The organism is Campylobacter concisus (assembly GCF_003048375.1).
In the GTDB taxonomy this organism is placed as follows: domain Bacteria; phylum Campylobacterota; class Campylobacteria; order Campylobacterales; family Campylobacteraceae; genus Campylobacter_A; species Campylobacter_A concisus_T.
This window is the reverse complement of record NZ_CP021642.1, coordinates 1,509,999-1,526,936: the sequence shown is the minus strand read 5'-3', so window position 1 is coordinate 1,526,936 and position 16,938 is coordinate 1,509,999. Positions and strand designations below refer to the sequence as shown.

Below are 16,938 nucleotides of genomic sequence, written 5' to 3'. Positions count from 1 at the left end.
ACAGCCTATTTTTCACGCCTCGCTTTTTGCTGTTTGATTTAAATTTAATATAGTATCATTTGTGCGACTAAACTTTCAGGGGATAAAATGAGGCAAAAGCACTTTGAAGTGGCAATTGTTGGAGCGGGTATTAGCGGGACGGCACTCTTTTACGAGTTGGCTGCATTTAGCGATATAAAAAAGGTCGCACTTTTAGAAAAATATGACGGCGTAGCGACGCTAAATTCAAGTGGCAAGGGCAACTCACAGACCATCCACTGCGGCGATATCGAGACAAACTACACGCTAGAAAAGGCAAAAAAAGTCTCACAAGTGGCAAATATGCCAGTAAAATACGCTCTAAAATACAACTTAGATGGTAAATATATGTTCGCTCATCAAAAGATGACGCTAGCCATCGGAGATGCCGAAGTAGAGCGCATCAAGGAGCGATATGAGAGCTTTAAAGAGCTATTTGCTTATCTTGAAATTTATGACAAAGAGAAGTTAAAGCAGATCGAGCCAAATGTCGTTTTTGACGCAAATGGCAATGAGCGCCCAGAAAATATCATCGCTATTGGCACGCAAAATGGCCAGTATACGACGATGGACTTTGGTGGCGTGGCAAATTCGCTCGTTCAAAATGCACTAAATTTAGGCGGAGATGGCTATGAGATCAGCCTAAGCTCAGAAGTGACTGATATGAAAAAGGTGGGCGATACATTTCACATCAAGATAAATGACGGCGAAGTGATCACTGCAAACTACGTCGTAGTCGATGCTGGAGCGCACTCGCTATTTTTAGCTCACAAGATGGGTTGTGGGCTACATCTTAGCACGCTGCCAGTTGCTGGAAGCTTTTATTTCGCGAATAAGCGCCTGCTAAACGGCAAAGTCTATATGGTGCAAAACGACAAGCTACCATTTGCCGCACTCCACGGCGATCCAGATATCCTAGCCAATGGCAACACTCGCTTTGGCCCAACTGCCCTTGTCATACCAAAGCTTGAGAGATTTCACGGCTGTTCTAGCTTTTTTGACTTTTTAAAGTGCCTAAAATTTGACAAAAACGTCCTTGAAGTCTTTACAAATTTACTAAAAGACGAGGATATAAGGTCCTATATACTAAGAAATTTCTTGTTTGAAGTGCCATTTATCAACAAAAAAGAATTTGTTAAAGACGCTAGAAAGATCGTGCCAAGCCTAAGCGAAAATGACCTAAGCTACGCTGTAAATTTTGGTGGTGTAAGGCCGCAGGTGATCGACCGCAATAAAAAAAGACTAGAGCTTGGCGAGGGCAAGATCAGCACAGGCGAGGGCATAAGCTTTAATATGACGCCAAGTCCAGGGGCTACTAGCTGTTTTGAAACGGCGAGGGCTGATATGGAGGAAATTTGTAAATTTTTGGGCAAAAATTTTGACGAAGATAAATTTAACGCCGAGTTTTTTGGGTAGAAAATGGGAGTGTTTGATATTTTTAAAGGAGGTGTGGATATGCCAAAAACAGCACAACAAAGAAAAGATGAGAACATAAAAATTTTAAAAAAAGAGGGCGTGGCGGTGCTTGAGAGCTTGCCACTTCGCTATGAAAATAGCGAGGTTACGCCAAGAGATATTGACGAGATAGTAAAGCGTGCAGTTTGCTCATTTACAGCGATCATGTGCGCTTGCACGATCCGTGATGAGGGCTCTTTGGGCAAAGAAAATATGGCTTGGGCAAAGAGCTTTTTAGGTGATGCTTACGAAGGACTTAGCGTAAAAGAAAAAGAGGTCGTTGAAGATAGAGCCGATATAGACACGGCTGTGAATATGGGCTGGAAATATGAGTCGCTTTGGATCTTGCTTTGGGCGCTTGGTATAGCAGAAGATATCGGTCAGATGGATAAAATTTGCGACTGTGAGTTTGTGATGAATGTCTTTAGAGAGGGCGGGCTAAAAAGCCGCTCAAAGCTTCGCAGCATGGATGAAATTTTAAGCAAGCTTGATCTAGTTTATCGCTATCACTGGGCCTGCGTAGATGCAAGGGTAAATGGCAAAAAGGTGGCTGGACTTGACGAAGAGGTCGTTATGGAGAGGCGAGCAGGACTTGAGTGGCTATGCTGCAAAGGGCAAGAAAATGACGACTTGAGCACTGAATTTAACTGCTGGGACTATCCTGATCTAAACACTTGATGTAGAAATTTTAAGCTCAAATGAGCTTAAAATTTATCTTAATGTAAACGCTATAGGGAAGCGAAGATAGCGAGCTTCTTTTGGCTTTGGAAACTCAGAGCTTGCTTTTTTGACATTTTCTAAAGCACCATTGTCAAGCAACTCAAAGCCTGAACTTTTAGTAACCTTTAGCTCGTCTATGCTGCCGTCTGTTTTAAGCAGAAATCTAACTTCAACAACGCCTTGATGCTTCATCCTTCTAGCGTTATTTGGGTAGTTTTTATGCTTTTTCACAGCCGCTATGACCTTGCTAAAATCCTCATCGCTTTGCGCGTTTGATAAATTTAACTCTTGGGCTACTTTTTGAGCTGGAGCTGCGGCGATAGACTTGTTATTTGCTGGTAAATTTGAATTTACAACAGGTGCTGGGGTCGCGGCAGGAGATGGCGCAGTGGTAGCAGGTGTTGGCTCCACCTTTGGCTCGATTTTAGGCTCAGGGCGAGGCTCAGGCTTTGGCAGCGGCTTTTTCTCCACTTTTTTTGGCTCAGGTTTAGGCTTTTCTATCTTTTTTGGCTCTGGTTTTGGTAGTGGCTTTGGCTCTATTTTTGGCTCCGGCTTAGGTTCTGGTTTTGGTGGCTGAGGTGGTGGCGGTGGAGCTGGGGGTGTTGGCTCAGGTATTAGCACTTGCTCGGCTATCTGCGGAGCCGTAGTTTGCGGCACTGGAGTGAATGAATTTAGAGCTATTTTTATAGGTTTTTGCTCGCCTATATTTATCTCACTAAAATTATGTGAAAGCAAAAAATAAGCCGCTGCTACATGCACTATCGCCGATACTGCTAAGCCACTATAGTTTGAAATTTTACTCAGAGACTGTTTGGATTGCAAAGTTTTCGTGTCCCTTTTCTTTTAATATATCTATGACCTTCACAAAGCTCTCAAATTTAGCGTTTTTGTCGCTTTTTAGTTCGATTAAGGTTTTTATATCCACAGCATTTAGCTTATCTTTCAGTTCATCTTCTGAAATTTCCACATCGTCTATGAAAAATTTATTATCTTTATCGATAACGACGCTCACTTTTTTCTCATCCTCTTTATCCTGCTGTGCGCTTTTGGCGCTTGGTAGATCGACTGCGATCTTGCCCTGGGCGATAAAGGTCGAGATGCTTAGCACGATGGCTAGCAAAACGAGCATGATATCGATAAATGGGACGATATTTAGCCCATCTTTTTTATTTAGACGCATTTTCGGCCTTGTATCTATTTATCATGACATCGACTTTTCTAACAAAGCCATTGTAGATCATGAGCGTAGGTATCGCCACAAGTAGGCCAAATGCGGTCGCTTTTAGCGCTAAAGATAGGCCGATCATGATACTTTTTGTATCGATGCCACCAGCCATACCCATGTCGTAAAACGTGATCATGATGCCAGCAACTGTGCCAAGAAGTCCGATATATGGGGCATTTGAGTAGATGATGTAAAGCGTGGTTAAATTTTTTGTTAGCGCCTCATCGAGCTCTTCGATGCTTTTGTAGCTATTTATATCGACGCGTGAGTAAAAAATGATACGCTCGATCGTATACCAAAGCACAAAAAAGCTCATAACGCCCAAAATCCCAATGATTATATAGTCAATGTTGTGTTTTAAAAGTTCCATAATGCCTCTTAGTTTTAAAATTTGAGAGTGATTATAACTATATTGATAATTAATGTCAAATATATTGTAAAAATGTAACCTAAAAATATTTTACTTAGAAAATAAATTTAAATAAATAGATCTAAATATTAGCGCAAATCTGCGTTATTAATTATATTAATACGATAGATAAGCGCTAAATTTTATAACTTGATAATTGTTTTTAATATAAATATATGGCTAAATTTCTAGCTCTTTTACCACACGTGCATTTAGCGCCATTTGCATGTGATGTAAAAATACATTTTGATAAAAATCCCAACTATGCCCTGGCGCATCGTAGGTTTGCACCAAATTTGCTGGCACGATGATCTCTCTTTTTAAATTTTGCTCATTTGCGCTAAGTCTTAGGTGAGAGACAAGCTGATAGATGCACATATCGGTGCAGTCGCCCATGATGACAAAGCTATCAAATTTACTTATAAATTTATTAAACTCCTGCGAGTAAGCGATGCTAAGTGAGTTTTTGTAAAAAATTTTCATCTCGCTAAAAAAGTCTAAATTTCGTAGCTCATCAACTGCCTCTGCCTCATCTTGCCCTTTTAAAGCATGAGCTGGAAAGCTCGCAAACTCAGCTGAATTTGGTTCATGAGCATCTTGGATGAGGATGTAGTTTTTAAGGTCAAATTTCTCTCTTGCCAGCCTAAAAGTATCTGCTATATGGCTTGCTAACTCGCCCACACGCTTGCTAGCTAGTGCGCCTTCAGAGCAAAAGCCATTTATCATATCAACGCTTATAAAGACCACTTTTTCGCTGCCATTTTTAAAAATTTCACTAAATTTAAGCGCCTTTAGGCCATTTTGCCACGCATTTAGCTCATCTAAAATTTCACTCATCACTTCTCCTTTATAGGTAAATTTATACAAAATGTCTTTGGCTCAAGGGTTATCTCTATGCTGCCCTTGTGCGCCTCGATGATCTGCAAGCAAAGGTGCAGTCCCAGGCCATTGCCCTTTAGTTTACTCGTCTTAAACGGCTCAAAGACGATATTTTCATTTTTGATAGAAACGCCACTGTCATAGACTATAAATTTATGCTCATTTGGCGTCTTTTCGTAACTTAGTCTCACCACGCCTTCGTCGTTTTCGTCCTCTTCGATAGCATCGATCGCGTTAAATAAAATGTTTTGAAAGACCATCGCGATGAGGTCAAAGTCGCCACAATAAAAGGCGTCAGGGAAATTTAGCTCAAAACTTATCTCTTTTGAATATTCATAAAATTTAAGCGCCTCCTCGCACTCGCTTTTGATGTCTAAAAAGTTAAATTCCTTTGGCGTGATGCTAAGCCCTTTTGTAAAAAGAAGTGTGGCTTTGATGATGCGCTCAACCCGCCAAATACCCTTTTGTATCTGCTCGACGATAGGCAAAATTTTTGGCTCAGCCCTTTTTAAAAGCGTGGAGTTTAAAAGTGAGATAGAGCCTATGGGGTTTCTTATCTCGTGAGCTAGGTGCGCTGCTACTTGACCCATTGAGGCTAGGCGCTCGGTGCGTTTTTCTTGCGTTATGTCGGTAGCTGAGATGATCTTTTTATCGTCTTTGACCACCTTTTTTACTAGATAAATTTGTGAGCCAAAGTTTAGCTCGCCCTCATCTTTTGGGATGAAATTTAGCGCTTTACCAAGCTTTTGCGCCTCTGAGTTTTGCAAGAAAATTTCATCATTTTGATCAAGCACCCAAATGGCATTTGGCAAAATTTCTACGATATCTTTTATAAAATCTTGCAGTCCCATATAAGAAGCGGTCAAATTTTTATACTCACGCTCTATCAGATAAGTCTGCTCTATTAGGCTTTTTAGGCCATTTTGTATATCGATATCACTCACAGCAACTCCTCATAATCTTTTATCTCATAAAGCCTAAGCCGCTCATCTTTTAAGCCCAAAAGCTCGTTGCTAAAGCCACTTTTTGAAAAAAGCGCCACGATATCAGGCTTTATGCCTAGTCTTTCGCACTTGTGAAGGACTAAATTTAAGACATTTTTGCAAATTTTTCGCTCTTTATATTTTGCTTCGCCGACTATTATCTTGCCATTTATGCTAAAAAGCATGTCTAGCTCTATATTTTTGCTCCAAAATGAGCTTAACAAAATGCCATCAAGCCCAAGCTTTTTAGCCATTAGCTCGCCGCTTAAAAGCTCAAATCCAAGGCTTGCGTACTCGTCAAATTCTCTTCTTATAAGCTCTAAAATTTCTTCACTCCTACCCTCTTTTAAAAGGCTTAAATTTGGCTCAATAAACCTAAACCAAAACCTTGAAAAATGGCTATTAAAATGAATTTTATCCTCTATCTTATAAGCTCGCTCGCTCTTTTTTAAAATTTGACGTTTGTTTTTTACTCGTGGCTTTTCTTGGCTCTTTTCAAGCACTAAAAAATCCTTGCTAAAAAGCTTCGCATAGACCCTATTTGTCATGCTTTGGGGCAAAATTTTATTTACGCTAAATTTCTTCCTGTCGCTTCTAGCAAGCTTAATGAGAGCCATTTTGATGGCCTCGTCGCTGTCCTCGTCAAAGTAAAACCTAGCCATCAAATTTTTATAATCATCTAAAATTTCAGCCCTGATCGCCTCAAAAACATCGTAGTATGAGCCCTTTAATAAAAAGTCATCAAAAACAAGATGAAATTTTATAACTTCAGCAATACCAAGGTGCTTCATCCGCTCAAATGTCGATTTTATGGCTAAAATTTCGTATCCTTTGTGTGGTGGATTGTAGCATATTTTTAGAAAATTTTAATTATAATCACGCAAAAACTAAAAGGCTAAAGTTGGTAAATTTAGAGCACATTAGAAGAGATATTATTTTAAAAAAAGGGATACATTACTTCGACTACACTGCCTCTGGGCTTGCGTATAAGCCTATCGAGAACGAGGTCGCTGATATCTTAAAAACCTACGCCAACACCCACTCGCTAACATCCTCAAATGCCTATAAAATGCAGCTTTTGTATGATAGCGCTAGGAGCGAACTAAAGCGATTTTTAGGGCTTGATGATAGCTTTTATCTTATAGCCACAGGATACGGCGCCACTGGTGCGATCAAGAAATTTCAAGAGCTTTTGGGGCTTTACGTGCCTCCAGCTACCAAAAAAAGGTATAACCTAAAGATTGATGATAGCTCGCCGCTAGTCATCCTTGGCCCATACGAGCACCACTCAAATGAGATCAGCTTTAAAGAGGCGCTTTGCGAGGTTGAGCGCATCAGACTTGCAAAAGACGGCAGCATCGACCTATCTCACTTGGAGCAAATTTTAAAGATAAATGCAGGGCGCGAGATCATCGCTAGCTTTAGCGCAGCCTCAAACGTCACAGGCGTCATAAGCGACTACAAGCAAATTTACACGCTTGTTAAGAAATTTGGCGGCATCGTGGCATTTGACGTGGCAAGCCTTAGCGCCTATGCAAATTTAGACTGCGACTACTTTGACGCGCTCTTTATCTCGCCGCATAAGCTTCTTGGCGGAGTTGGTAGCTGTGGGCTACTGGCAATCAAAAAAGTGCTAGCAAATGACGATGTACCAAGCTTTGCAGGTGGTGGCACGGTAAGCTATGTGAGCAAAAACTACCATATATTTTTAAAGGATCAAGAGGCACTTGAAGAGGCTGGTACACCGCCTATTTTGGGGCTTATAAGGGCAAATTTAGCTTATAAACTAAGAGAAGAGATAGGGCTTGCGACTATCTACGAAAACGAGAGCGAGCTTAGCGAATACTTTTGCCAAAGGCTAAGGGAGATCCCAGAGCTAGTTAGCTACTGCCCGGCAAATTTAAAGCGCCTTGCGATATTTTCATTTAATGTAAAAAACGTAGCTCCATACGAGCTTTCAAAAATTTTAAGCAAAGAGTATGGCATACAAACACGTGCTGGCTGTTCGTGCGCAGGCTCATACGGACACGATCTTTTGGGGCTAAAAGAGGATCCAAATTTCACCCATAAGCCAGGCTGGGTGAGGGTTAGCCTTCACTATACGCATACCTTTGAGGATATTGATTATTTGGTGAGTGCGATCAAGAAAAGTATCGAGAAATACGCACTTTCATGGCAGGTCAAAGACCCTTTTGACGTAAAAGAGATAAGTGGGTGTGTGGGTGAATAAAAAAAATGTTTTGATAGTTGCTGGAAGTGACAGCGTCGGCGGTGCAGGCGTTCAGGCGGACATAAAAAGTTGCGAGGCATTTGGCTGCTTTAGCGCAAGCGTCATCACAGCCGTGACCGCGCAAAACACAAATGGCGTTAGCAGCGTGCTTGCGATGTCAGCAAGTATGGTGAAAGCGCAGTTTGAGATGGTGTTATCCGAGCTTGATATAGATGCTGTGAAGGTTGGCATGCTCTTTAACGAGGAGATAATAGCCGTTGTAAGCGCGTTTTTAAAGGAGTTAAGAGCTAAAAATGTGCCAGTTGTGATAGACCCAGTTTGTGTGGCAAAATCAGGAGCAAAACTGCTAGAAGATGGGGCGATCGAAGCGCTAAAAGAGTTACTAAAGCTCGCAAGCGTCGCCACGCCAAATGTAGATGAGGCTAGGATTTTGGGCATTAATTTTACAAATTTGCCTTGCGATATGGTGCTAAAGCGAACGAAGGTCGATGAAATTTGCGAGGATACGTTCTATCTAAAAAATGGGGGCGCGATGAAATTTAGCGAGGAGCTTTTTGAGCCAAAGGTGATGCACGGGGCTGGTTGTAGCTTCTCAAGCTCGCTAGCGGCTATTTTAGCGCAGCAAAGTGATCTAGTAAGCGCCATAAAAATGGCTAAAAGATTTGTGGCAAATGGGATAAAAAATGCTCATAAAAGTAAATTTGGCGCACGGCTTATAGATCATAAATCGGGGCTTAATGGCTGAAATTTACGCTATCAGTGACGACGTGCTAATGCCTGAAAATTTGGCTTTGGACTACACTAGAGAAATTTTAGAGTGTGGGGTTAAATTTTTTCAGTTTAGGTCAAAAAAAGCGGTCAAAAACGAGAAGCTCGCAAGTGAAATTTTAAATTTATGCGAGAAATTTGGCGCGAAATTTATCGTAAATGACGATGTCAAATTTGCTAAAAAGATAGGCGCAAAGGCCGTTCATCTAGGCAAAGACGATGAGGGCATAAAAGAGGCGTTTGAGATTTTAGGCAAAGACGCATACGTGGGCGTTAGCTGCTATAACGATATAAATTTAGCCATAAATGCCGCTAAAAACGGTGCTGGCTACGTTGCTTTTGGCTCTGTTTTTACAAGCCCCACAAAGCCAAATGCCCCAAAATGTGGGCCCAATGTGGTTAAAGAGGCAAAGCAAATTTTAAACCTACCTGTTTGCGTGATAGGTGGCATAAATGAGACAAATATCGGCTCACTTTCCTACGTAAAACCCGATCTCATCGCCGTCATCTCAGCAATCTACAAAGATGGCGACATCAAAGAAAACATCAAAAATTTACAAAAGATAATTGAGTTAAATTTCTAAACCTAAGCTGATTTTGCAAAATTTGTTTTGAACTATGATAAACATTAAACCGCATGCAGTGCGCTAGCACATTTGCATGCCCCTTGAACGTGCGAGAGGATAGGTGGATTTAAAAGGGGGATAAAGGGACGGCTTCGTGTCTGCCACTCAGTTGCGAGCCCGCGAAGCAAAATTCAAGTCTCCCTTGTCACCCTTTTGAATAAAAAGAATTTACAAATTTAATGAAGCTATTTTTACAAATTTTAAAACTTTCATTCACACCTAAGAATTGACTATTAAAATTTGACTTTGCTTGCAGTTTAGCTCAAATTTTAGAGCCGAAATTACTCGTTCATGAAATTTTAAAATTTGCCTGACGCTTGTCTGATTTGACAAAATAAATTTATAAATTTTAAAATCTTACTCACTCGCCTTAGCAGACTACTAAATTTAGGCTGCACTTCGTTTAGCGCTAAATTTAGAGCCGTGATATGCTCGCTCATAAATTTTAAAATTTAAATTTCACCGAGCGGTAGGTCTGATCAAACCTAAACGTTAGCAGATTTTGCAGTATCCCAAAAAGTACCATGAAGGTGACGAAGCTGCTTCCGCCGTAGCTAAAAAACGGCAGCGGCACGCCCACAACCGGCGCAAAACCGATCGTCATCGAGACATTTACCCCCACATAGACAAAGATGAGCGCGGCTATACCAGTGGCGGTCACCTGCGTGAAATAATCATTCTTAAGCCCATAATTTAGGCTAAGTAAGTGCGTTATAAGCGCTCCATAAAGCCCCAGTAAAAGCAGCGCCCCGTAAAAGCCAAAACGCTCGATATTGTAGGCAAAGATGAAGTCACTTGTGGCGATTGGCAAAAATTTAAAGTGTGTCTGCGTCGCCTCGTCCTTTGGCTTGCCCTTTAGCCCGCCACTACCTATGGCGATGATGCTTTGCTTGACGTGATAGCTTGGCTCTTCGGCGATGAAGTCGTGGATCCTCTTTTTTTGATAATCATGTAAATTTTCATACAAAACTGGCGCCGAAAATCCTATGGCAAGGATGATGCAGATCCAAATTTTCTTATTTACGCCGATGACAAAAAGGATAGTGTAGCCAACTATCAAAAGTATGAGTGCGGTGCCAAGATCAGGCTCTTTCATGATGAGCGCAAAAGGCAAAAGTATGTAAAAACTAAGCCTTAAAAAGTCTTTTAGCCCGTATCCATCGGCCTCTGGCGGGCGCTGCTTAACTAGATAGGCTAGCATCAGCAAAAAGGCTGGCTTCATGAGCTCTGAGGGCTGAAGCGTGAAGTGAACGAAAGGGATCTCCAGCCAGCGCCTAGCTCCAAGCTTGCTAACTCCAAAGAGATCTACGCTTAAAAGTAGCACGATGCAGACCCAGTAAAACATCGGGATGATCCAGTCGATGCGTCTAATAGGCAGCAAAAATGCGATGCAAAATGAGACAAATCCGATGCCAAAATACACAAGCTGTTTGTTTGCCAAAATGTCGTTTGCTTCGGAGACTAGGATGTATGAGATGGCTATGATTGGTATGATCAAAAACGGCTGAATAAAATCAAAATGTGTTAAAATACGCCGATCTAGTTTTATCAAGAAGCAAACCTTGTTTTTTGGCTAGATTATATCACAAACAAGGCTTTGATTTTGGTTAAATTTAATGTTTTAAATAGCTCAAGACTCGACGTTGCAGTGGCGCAGGAGCTTCAAATTTCACGTAATCAAGCTTTAAATTTGATAAAAGACTCCCTTGTAAGCGTAAATTTAAAACCAGTCTCAAAACCAAGCTTTTTACTGAGCGAAAACGATGAAGTTTGCATAAATTTTGCCCCAAAAAAAGAGGTGCAAAACGAATACGAAGTAAATTTTGACATCCCGATCATCTACGAAGACGATGATCTCATAGTGCTAAACAAGCCCCCACAAATCGTCGTTCACCAAGCCCCAAGCGTCAAAGAGGCGACACTTGTTGAGTGGCTAAATAAAAAAGGCTTTATGCTCTCAAATTTAAACGGCGACGTAAGAGCTGGCATAGTCCACCGCCTAGATAAAGGTACTAGCGGCGCTATCGTCGTTGCTAAAAACAACTTTACTCACGCAAAACTAAGCGAGCAGCTAAGCGATAAGAGCATGGGACGGATTTATCTAGCGCTCACTGACCTACCGCTAAAAGAGGACGTCATCATCGACAAGCCAATCGGCAGAAATCCAAACAATCGCCTAAAAAAAGCGATCGTCGCGGATGCTAAATTTGCAAAAAGTGCCTTTGTAAATTTGCTAAGCGAAGGCGGAGTAAATTTGATAGCGGCAAAGCTTTTTACAGGTAGGACGCACCAGATAAGAGTGCATCTTGCTAGCATAAATCGCCACATTTTAGGCGATGATTTATACGGATTTAAGAGCCAAGGCGATAAAATAAGCAGGGTTATGCTTCACGCTTATATGCTCTATTTTATCCATCCGCGAACTGGCAAAAGGGTAGAATTTACCGCAAAAACGTATGATGACTTTAACCAAATAATTTACAAAAAAATTCCCAAGGAGATTTTTGATGAAAAAATTTGCCCTACGCATATTGACACCATTTTTAGTAGCTTTCTTAGCGGGATGCGGCTCTAGCGTACCGACTCAGCAAAGCACGTCACTACCAACGATTACAAGCTTAAGAACTATTTCAGATATGACAGAAGTTGGCTTCGAGTGGAACCCAGTGACCGATGAGAGCGTCGTTGGCTACTACCTTTACCGCTCAAATCCAAACGATGCAAACTCAAAAATGCAACTAGTTGCAAACATAAAAGACCGCTTTGCTACGCACTATGTGGATCGCGACCTAGCTCCAGAGACGACTTACTCATATCAGATGAGAACCTACTCAAGCAACGCTATCTCTCAACCAGGTGCGATCGCAACCGCGACAACTAAGCCACTACTTGACTCTGTGCCATTTGCGCAAGCTATCACTGGGCTTCCAGGCCGTGTAAAAGTGATCTGGAGACCACATCCTGATAGCACAGTAGCAAGCTACATCATCCAAAGAAGCGATGCAGGAGCTAATAAATTTAGCCAAATCGCAGAGGTAAATGGCAGACTAAATGCCGAGTATATCGACACCGAGGTAAAACCTGGCAGGTCTTATGAGTATAGGATATTAGTAAAAACTTCTTCTGGCGTCATCTCAAAACCAAGCCAAAATATAAGTGCCACAACAAAGGAGTTACCCTAAATCAGTAACAAACGTCCAAGCGACAAAAAATGCACCAAAAAAGATCATCTTAACGTGGGATTATGCGCCAGCTGAGGATTTTGCTTATTTTAAGGTTTATAGAACGACAAGTAAAATTTTACCTTACACATATCTAGCAAAAACGACTAGCAACACCTATGAGGACCTCATAAATACAAACGCAGCGACAAGGTATTATAGAGTCACAGCAGTCGATAAAGACGGTCTTGAGAGTTTGAAGCAAGAAGAGCCGATCGTTGGTAGCACGCTTGGTGCGCCAAAAACTCCAAGCATAAGCGCTAGCTATGATGGCAGCGGTGTAAATGTAAGCTGGAGTGCAGTTGATAGAGCTAGCTCATATACAGTTTATAGAAGCGGTGCTAGCGAGAAAGTCTTTAGCGGTATAAGTGATACTGGGCTTAGAGATGACAGCGTCCAAGCGGGTGCTAGCTACTCTTATAGCGTCGTAGCAGTCGATGAATACGGCATCGCCTCTGATAAGTCATCAAAAGCAGAAGTTAGCATAAAATAATGCCAAATTTCATCGCTTCGTCCTTAAAAGAGCTCTCGTTTCCATTTGGTAACGACAAGATCAAATTTCTTTGGCAGGCAAATGGCCGAAACGAGAGGCTCATCTACACAAAAAATGAAGATGAAGGCTTTTTTCTAGTCGTAAAGCCAGGCAAAACTGGCGTCGTCGTAAAGGGAGAAAAGCTTACAAAGCCTGCTAAAGTTGGACTTTTACAAGAGGCACTTGAGCTTTTTAAAGAGCAAAGTTGCAATGGCATCATCAGTCAAGCATTTGCCGTAAAAAAGACAAATTTGACCAAAAAAGTGAGTGAAATTTTAAGCCTTGAAGAGTTTGTGTCAGCTTTTTGCGAGCTAAAAGATAAATTTAAAGAGATTTTTATCGAGATCGGCTTTGGCTCTGGCAGGCACTTGCTCTATCAGGCTAAAAACAACCCAAATGCCCTAGTTATCGGCATAGAGGTCTATAAACCAAGCATCGAGCAAGTAGCAAAGCTAGCTAGGGCAAATGCCCTAGAAAACGTGCGTCTGATAAACACAGACGCAAGGCTCTTACTCTCGCTAATTGGATCAAATTTAGTTGATAGAGTATTTTTACATTTCCCAGTGCCGTGGGACAAGGCCGAGCATAGACGCGTGGTCTCATCGGCGTTTGCGCTTGAGTGTGAGAGGATACTAAAAGTTGGTAGTAAATTTGAGTTAAGGACTGATAGCAAGGAGTATTGCGACTTTAGTTTGAGTAAATTTTTAGAGCCCACAAACTCAAAGATAGAAGCTTTTAAAAATAGAAATTTAGAAGTAACTAGCAAGTATGAAGATCGCTGGAGACGCCAAGATAAGGACATTTACGACGTTATTTATACTTGTGAGGCAAAAAGCGATGAGAGCGTTTTGGCTGGGGATTTTAGCTTTAAAGAAAAGACAAGTGTAAAAAATATTATTAAAAATTTCAAAAATTTCATCATAAAAAGAGAGGATCACTTTTTACATTTTGAAGAAATTTACACCATAAATGAGGGTGAAATTTTGCTAAAAGTCGCCTTTGGAGCGTTTAATAAACCAGAGCAATGTTTCATCAAAATAAGCGATGAAAAAAGCGAATATTTTATAAAAAAACCGATCTTAATACGTGAAAATTTAGCAGCACACGAGCTTTTGAAGGAGTATTTGGCTGATGCAAGAGATAATTAGCGCAAGAAATTTAAGCCTAGCTTACGAGCGCAACGAGGTTGTGATCAATAGCGTAAATTTAGACATCTACGCAAATGACTTTGTCTTTATCACAGGCAAGAGTGGAAGCGGAAAGAGCACGCTTTTAAAGTCATTTTACGGAGAAATTTCGCCCCTAGCTGGCGAGCTAAATGTCTGCATGACGCAAATGGACGATATCGATGACAAAAGACTTTGCGAGCTTAGGCAGCGAGTTGGCATTATATTTCAAAACTATCGCTTGATAAATGAGTGGAATGTCGAAAAAAACGTCATGCTGCCACTCATCATCAAAGGCGTCAATCAAAATGTGAGCAAAAAGCAGGTGGCTAAACTTTTAAAACATGTAAATATGCTTCACAAAGCCGATAAATACCCTCGCGAGCTAAGTGGTGGCGAGCAGCAAAGAGTTGCCATGGCAAGAGCACTCGCGCACAATCCAAATTTGCTCTTATGCGACGAGCCAACAGGAAATTTAGACGAATACTCAAGCGACGTCATCTGGTCGCTTCTAAAATCAGCCAGAGAATTTCTAGGCACAAGCGTGGTTGTGGTGACGCATCACATCCCCTCAACGCTTCGCATCCCATACCGCCACTTCGTCATAGAAAATGGAGGCGTGCATGAGATCGCTTAAAAACCACCTTGGATTTATCCTGCCGTTAATCGCGCTTTTATTTTCAGTGCAGTTTAGCCTCACAGCAGACAAGATCGTAAGAGAGTATGAGAGGCTTATGGGAAATGACTACAACATCGTGGTGGTTTCAAACAAAGAGCTAAGCGAACCTGCGCTAAAGCCAGTGATTAGCACGCTAGCTAGCGTCGAGCCACTAAGCCCACAAAAGATCATAGACCGCCTATCAAACGATATCTCGGCTAAAAATTTATCCATCCTTCAAAATGCCTTGCCTAAATTTTACTCGCTAAGATTAAGCGAATTTCCATCACCAGAATATATGGAGGAGATAAAGCAAAAGCTTTTGAAATTTGATGGTATAAGCAAGGTCGAGACATTTTCAAAGACCCATGATAAGGTCTTTAAGATGCTAAATTTAGCTAAAAGCATATCTTATGCATTTATGGCGATACTTTGTGTTGTTGGGCTTATGCTTATGCTTAAACAGACTAAAATTTGGCTATTTGAGCATAGAGAGCGCATCGAGATCATGACGCTTTTTGGCGCGCCATTTTGGTTAAAATCAGCCATGCTCTATAAATCAGCCATGGTTGATAGCATAGTTGCGACCATTGTTGTTGGCGCGTTTTTCTTTTTCTTGCCAAATTTTGAAATATTTAGAGAAAATGCCGCAAGTATCGATGTAGTCTTGCCTAGCCTTGATCTTTCAAGAGATATTTTTATACTATTTGGCGTGGCTGTGGTTTTAAGCATTTTTGCTGTTAGTTTAGTGATGAGTAAGGCTAGAAAAAGCACGATATGAAAAAAGGAATTTTTACACTTTTGCTAGCATTTAGCCTAGCTTTTGCATCAAATACTAAAGAGAAGATAAAAGACTCCAAAAACTCGCTAAGATCGAGCCAAGCGATGAGTGAGCAGCTTAGTAAAAAGCTTGATGACTTGGCTGGTGATATCGTAACTGGCGAGAAAAAACTGCGCGGTATAAGCGGTGATATCACAAATTTAAAGGGTCAAATTTCAGTTCTTGAGACAAATGCTTCAAAAGCTCTTCTTGAGCTTGATGATCTAACAAAGCAAAACAAAGAGCTAGAGCGCACCCAAAAAGAGCTAGAGCAAAATATGATAAGGATCATCGCAGAAGATTTATCATTTGATCTTATGATGTCTGCAAGCGAGGGCAAACAAAGCGAAGAGAGCATCATCTCATCGCAAATTTTAACCAAGCTAAACGCCATAGCTAAAGAGGACTTTAAAAGGCTTAGCCAAAACTACGAAGATACGATAGAAAAGATAAAAAACAAATCAAGCAAGATAAATGAGATAAACTCAAGCATAAAAAACTATAGACGCAAGCAAAATGATCTACAAAGCCTAGAGAGCACGCAGAAAAATACAATAAGCGGACTAAAGCGTGATAAAGAAATTTACAGCAAAAAGTTAGCCAAGCTTCAAGCACAACAAGACGAGCTACGAAAGACACTAGAACAGCTTGCTATCATGCAAAAGCAAGAGGATGAAGCCGCACGTGCAGCCAGAGAAAAGCAAGAAAGAGCAGCTAGCAAAGGTGACAAAAAAGGGTCAAAGAGCCAGCCAATGGGCGGAGGCTATCAGACAAGCTCTGTTAAGAGATATTCAGGCGCAAGGACGATCGCTCCGCTTGATAGCTACTCTGTGAAGCAAAAATTTGGCAATTACGTAGATCCGATATATAACATCAAAATTTTTAACGAGTCAGTCATACTTCGCTCAAGCACGCCAGATGCGAAGGTTAAAAGCGTTTTAAATGGCAAGGTCGTCTTTGCAAAAGCAACTCCAATGCTTGAAAATGTCGTCATCATCGAAAATGAAAACGGCATCCACACGATCTACGCCCACCTAAGCCAGATCGCGCCAACTGTAAAGGTCGGCTCAGTCGTGCAAAAAGGCTACGTCATAGGCCGAGTTAGAAACGATCTAACCTTTGAAGTAACGCAAAGAAACTACCATATCGACCCGCTTGAAATGATCTCAAAATAGTCACTTTGTAAGCGTTATTAGCTAAATTTAAAGCCTTTTTGGCTAAAATGCGT

At 41.2% G+C, this 16,938-nt stretch carries 19 protein-coding genes; 12 read left to right on the top strand and 7 right to left on the bottom strand.

The window, feature by feature from the left end:
- Positions 1 to 87: 87 nt before the first annotated feature.
- The gene (locus CCS77_RS07585) at positions 88 to 1,434 is read left to right on the top strand and encodes an FAD-dependent oxidoreductase (protein WP_107917035.1); all 1,347 of its coding nucleotides are present in this window, start codon (positions 88 to 90) and stop codon (positions 1,432 to 1,434) included.
- Positions 1,435 to 1,473: 39 nt separating this feature from the next.
- Complete coding sequence (locus tag CCS77_RS07580) at positions 1,474 to 2,151, top strand: DUF4272 domain-containing protein (protein WP_107917034.1); 678 nt, start codon at positions 1,474 to 1,476, stop codon at positions 2,149 to 2,151.
- Between the two features lie 33 nt (positions 2,152 to 2,184).
- On the opposite strand, the gene CCS77_RS07575 is transcribed toward CCS77_RS07580, so the two are convergent.
- The 6 genes from CCS77_RS07575 to CCS77_RS07550 form a co-directional block, all read right to left on the bottom strand.
- The gene (locus CCS77_RS07575; RefSeq protein ID WP_201741735.1) at positions 2,185 to 2,952 is read right to left on the bottom strand and encodes an energy transducer TonB; all 768 of its coding nucleotides are present in this window, start codon (positions 2,950 to 2,952) and stop codon (positions 2,185 to 2,187) included.
- Between the two features lie 37 nt (positions 2,953 to 2,989).
- Positions 2,990 to 3,373, bottom strand: coding sequence for a TonB system transport protein ExbD (gene exbD / locus CCS77_RS07570; RefSeq protein WP_107917032.1), 384 nt, complete (start codon positions 3,371 to 3,373; stop codon positions 2,990 to 2,992).
- The gene (gene exbB / locus CCS77_RS07565) at positions 3,360 to 3,788 is read right to left on the bottom strand and encodes a TonB-system energizer ExbB (protein WP_002939864.1); all 429 of its coding nucleotides are present in this window, start codon (positions 3,786 to 3,788) and stop codon (positions 3,360 to 3,362) included. The genes exbD and exbB overlap by 14 nt, the downstream gene beginning before the upstream one ends.
- 219 nt (positions 3,789 to 4,007) lie before the next feature.
- A complete protein-coding gene (locus CCS77_RS07560) occupies positions 4,008 to 4,664 on the bottom strand; it encodes a cysteine hydrolase family protein (RefSeq protein ID WP_107917031.1) in 657 nt (218 codons plus the stop codon).
- On the bottom strand, positions 4,664 to 5,650 hold the full coding sequence (locus CCS77_RS07555; protein WP_107917030.1) for a sensor histidine kinase: 987 nt from the start codon (positions 5,648 to 5,650) through the stop codon (positions 4,664 to 4,666). The genes CCS77_RS07560 and CCS77_RS07555 overlap by 1 nt, the downstream gene beginning before the upstream one ends.
- The gene (locus CCS77_RS07550) at positions 5,647 to 6,480 is read right to left on the bottom strand and encodes a DUF234 domain-containing protein (RefSeq protein WP_021088030.1); all 834 of its coding nucleotides are present in this window, start codon (positions 6,478 to 6,480) and stop codon (positions 5,647 to 5,649) included. Before CCS77_RS07550 ends, CCS77_RS07555 begins: the two co-directional genes overlap by 4 nt.
- Before the next feature lie 110 nt (positions 6,481 to 6,590).
- On the opposite strand from CCS77_RS07550, the gene CCS77_RS07545 reads away from it, so the two are divergent.
- From CCS77_RS07545 to thiE, 3 genes are read left to right on the top strand one after another with little or no spacing between them, the layout of a single operon-like run.
- A complete protein-coding gene (locus CCS77_RS07545; RefSeq protein ID WP_107917312.1) occupies positions 6,591 to 7,919 on the top strand; it encodes an aminotransferase class V-fold PLP-dependent enzyme in 1,329 nt (442 codons plus the stop codon).
- Complete coding sequence (gene thiD, locus CCS77_RS07540) at positions 7,912 to 8,664, top strand: bifunctional hydroxymethylpyrimidine kinase/phosphomethylpyrimidine kinase (protein ID WP_430516329.1); 753 nt, start codon at positions 7,912 to 7,914, stop codon at positions 8,662 to 8,664. Before CCS77_RS07545 ends, thiD begins: the two co-directional genes overlap by 8 nt.
- Positions 8,657 to 9,271, top strand: coding sequence for a thiamine phosphate synthase (thiE, locus tag CCS77_RS07535; protein WP_107917029.1), 615 nt, complete (start codon positions 8,657 to 8,659; stop codon positions 9,269 to 9,271). Before thiD ends, thiE begins: the two co-directional genes overlap by 8 nt.
- Before the next feature lie 487 nt (positions 9,272 to 9,758).
- Here thiE and CCS77_RS07530 read toward each other — a convergent pair whose 3' ends face one another.
- On the bottom strand, positions 9,759 to 10,865 hold the full coding sequence (locus tag CCS77_RS07530) for an FtsW/RodA/SpoVE family cell cycle protein (RefSeq protein ID WP_103599121.1): 1,107 nt from the start codon (positions 10,863 to 10,865) through the stop codon (positions 9,759 to 9,761).
- 51 nt (positions 10,866 to 10,916) lie between these two features.
- Between CCS77_RS07530 and CCS77_RS07525 the strand changes: the two genes are divergently transcribed.
- Genes CCS77_RS07525 through CCS77_RS07495 form a run of 7 tightly spaced genes read left to right on the top strand, consistent with a single transcriptional unit; the run spans position 10,917 to position 16,885 of the window.
- Complete coding sequence (locus tag CCS77_RS07525) at positions 10,917 to 11,888, top strand: RluA family pseudouridine synthase (protein WP_103635474.1); 972 nt, start codon at positions 10,917 to 10,919, stop codon at positions 11,886 to 11,888.
- Positions 11,821 to 12,495 (top strand): fibronectin type III domain-containing protein, encoded by a 675-nt coding sequence (locus CCS77_RS07520; protein ID WP_180996224.1) that lies wholly within the window; start codon positions 11,821 to 11,823, stop codon positions 12,493 to 12,495. Before CCS77_RS07525 ends, CCS77_RS07520 begins: the two co-directional genes overlap by 68 nt.
- Positions 12,470 to 13,027, top strand: a complete 558-nt coding sequence (locus CCS77_RS07515) for a hypothetical protein (protein WP_236635259.1) — start codon at positions 12,470 to 12,472, stop codon at positions 13,025 to 13,027. The genes CCS77_RS07520 and CCS77_RS07515 overlap by 26 nt, the downstream gene beginning before the upstream one ends.
- The gene (gene trmB / locus CCS77_RS07510) at positions 13,027 to 14,214 is read left to right on the top strand and encodes a tRNA (guanosine(46)-N7)-methyltransferase TrmB (protein ID WP_107917028.1); all 1,188 of its coding nucleotides are present in this window, start codon (positions 13,027 to 13,029) and stop codon (positions 14,212 to 14,214) included. The genes CCS77_RS07515 and trmB overlap by 1 nt, the downstream gene beginning before the upstream one ends.
- Positions 14,198 to 14,869 (top strand): cell division ATP-binding protein FtsE, encoded by a 672-nt coding sequence (locus CCS77_RS07505; RefSeq protein ID WP_004317228.1) that lies wholly within the window; start codon positions 14,198 to 14,200, stop codon positions 14,867 to 14,869. Before trmB ends, CCS77_RS07505 begins: the two co-directional genes overlap by 17 nt.
- Positions 14,856 to 15,671 (top strand): cell division protein FtsX, encoded by an 816-nt coding sequence (locus tag CCS77_RS07500; RefSeq protein ID WP_103635472.1) that lies wholly within the window; start codon positions 14,856 to 14,858, stop codon positions 15,669 to 15,671. Before CCS77_RS07505 ends, CCS77_RS07500 begins: the two co-directional genes overlap by 14 nt.
- Positions 15,668 to 16,885 (top strand): murein hydrolase activator EnvC family protein, encoded by a 1,218-nt coding sequence (locus tag CCS77_RS07495; protein ID WP_103635471.1) that lies wholly within the window; start codon positions 15,668 to 15,670, stop codon positions 16,883 to 16,885. The genes CCS77_RS07500 and CCS77_RS07495 overlap by 4 nt, the downstream gene beginning before the upstream one ends.
- The last annotated feature ends 53 nt before the right edge of the window (positions 16,886 to 16,938 follow it).

Excerpts from the sequence above, each read along its gene's own strand:
- CCS77_RS07585 (WP_107917035.1), top strand. The coding sequence starts at position 88 with ATGAGGCAAAAGCACTTTGAAGTGGCAATTGTTGGAGCGGGTATTAGC.
- CCS77_RS07580 (WP_107917034.1), top strand. The coding sequence starts at position 1,474 with ATGCCAAAAACAGCACAACAAAGAAAAGATGAGAACATAAAAATTTTA.
- exbD (WP_107917032.1), bottom strand. The coding sequence starts at position 3,373 with ATGCGTCTAAATAAAAAAGATGGGCTAAATATCGTCCCATTTATCGAT.
- exbB (WP_002939864.1), bottom strand. The coding sequence starts at position 3,788 with ATGGAACTTTTAAAACACAACATTGACTATATAATCATTGGGATTTTG.
- CCS77_RS07560 (WP_107917031.1), bottom strand. The coding sequence starts at position 4,664 with ATGAGTGAAATTTTAGATGAGCTAAATGCGTGGCAAAATGGCCTAAAG.
- CCS77_RS07550 (WP_021088030.1), bottom strand. The coding sequence starts at position 6,480 with ATGAAGCACCTTGGTATTGCTGAAGTTATAAAATTTCATCTTGTTTTT.
- thiE (WP_107917029.1), top strand. The coding sequence starts at position 8,657 with ATGGCTGAAATTTACGCTATCAGTGACGACGTGCTAATGCCTGAAAAT.
- CCS77_RS07520 (WP_180996224.1), top strand. The coding sequence starts at position 11,821 with ATGAAAAAATTTGCCCTACGCATATTGACACCATTTTTAGTAGCTTTC.
- trmB (WP_107917028.1), top strand. The coding sequence starts at position 13,027 with ATGCCAAATTTCATCGCTTCGTCCTTAAAAGAGCTCTCGTTTCCATTT.
- CCS77_RS07505 (WP_004317228.1), top strand. The coding sequence starts at position 14,198 with ATGCAAGAGATAATTAGCGCAAGAAATTTAAGCCTAGCTTACGAGCGC.
- CCS77_RS07500 (WP_103635472.1), top strand. The coding sequence starts at position 14,856 with ATGAGATCGCTTAAAAACCACCTTGGATTTATCCTGCCGTTAATCGCG.
- CCS77_RS07495 (WP_103635471.1), top strand. The coding sequence starts at position 15,668 with ATGAAAAAAGGAATTTTTACACTTTTGCTAGCATTTAGCCTAGCTTTT.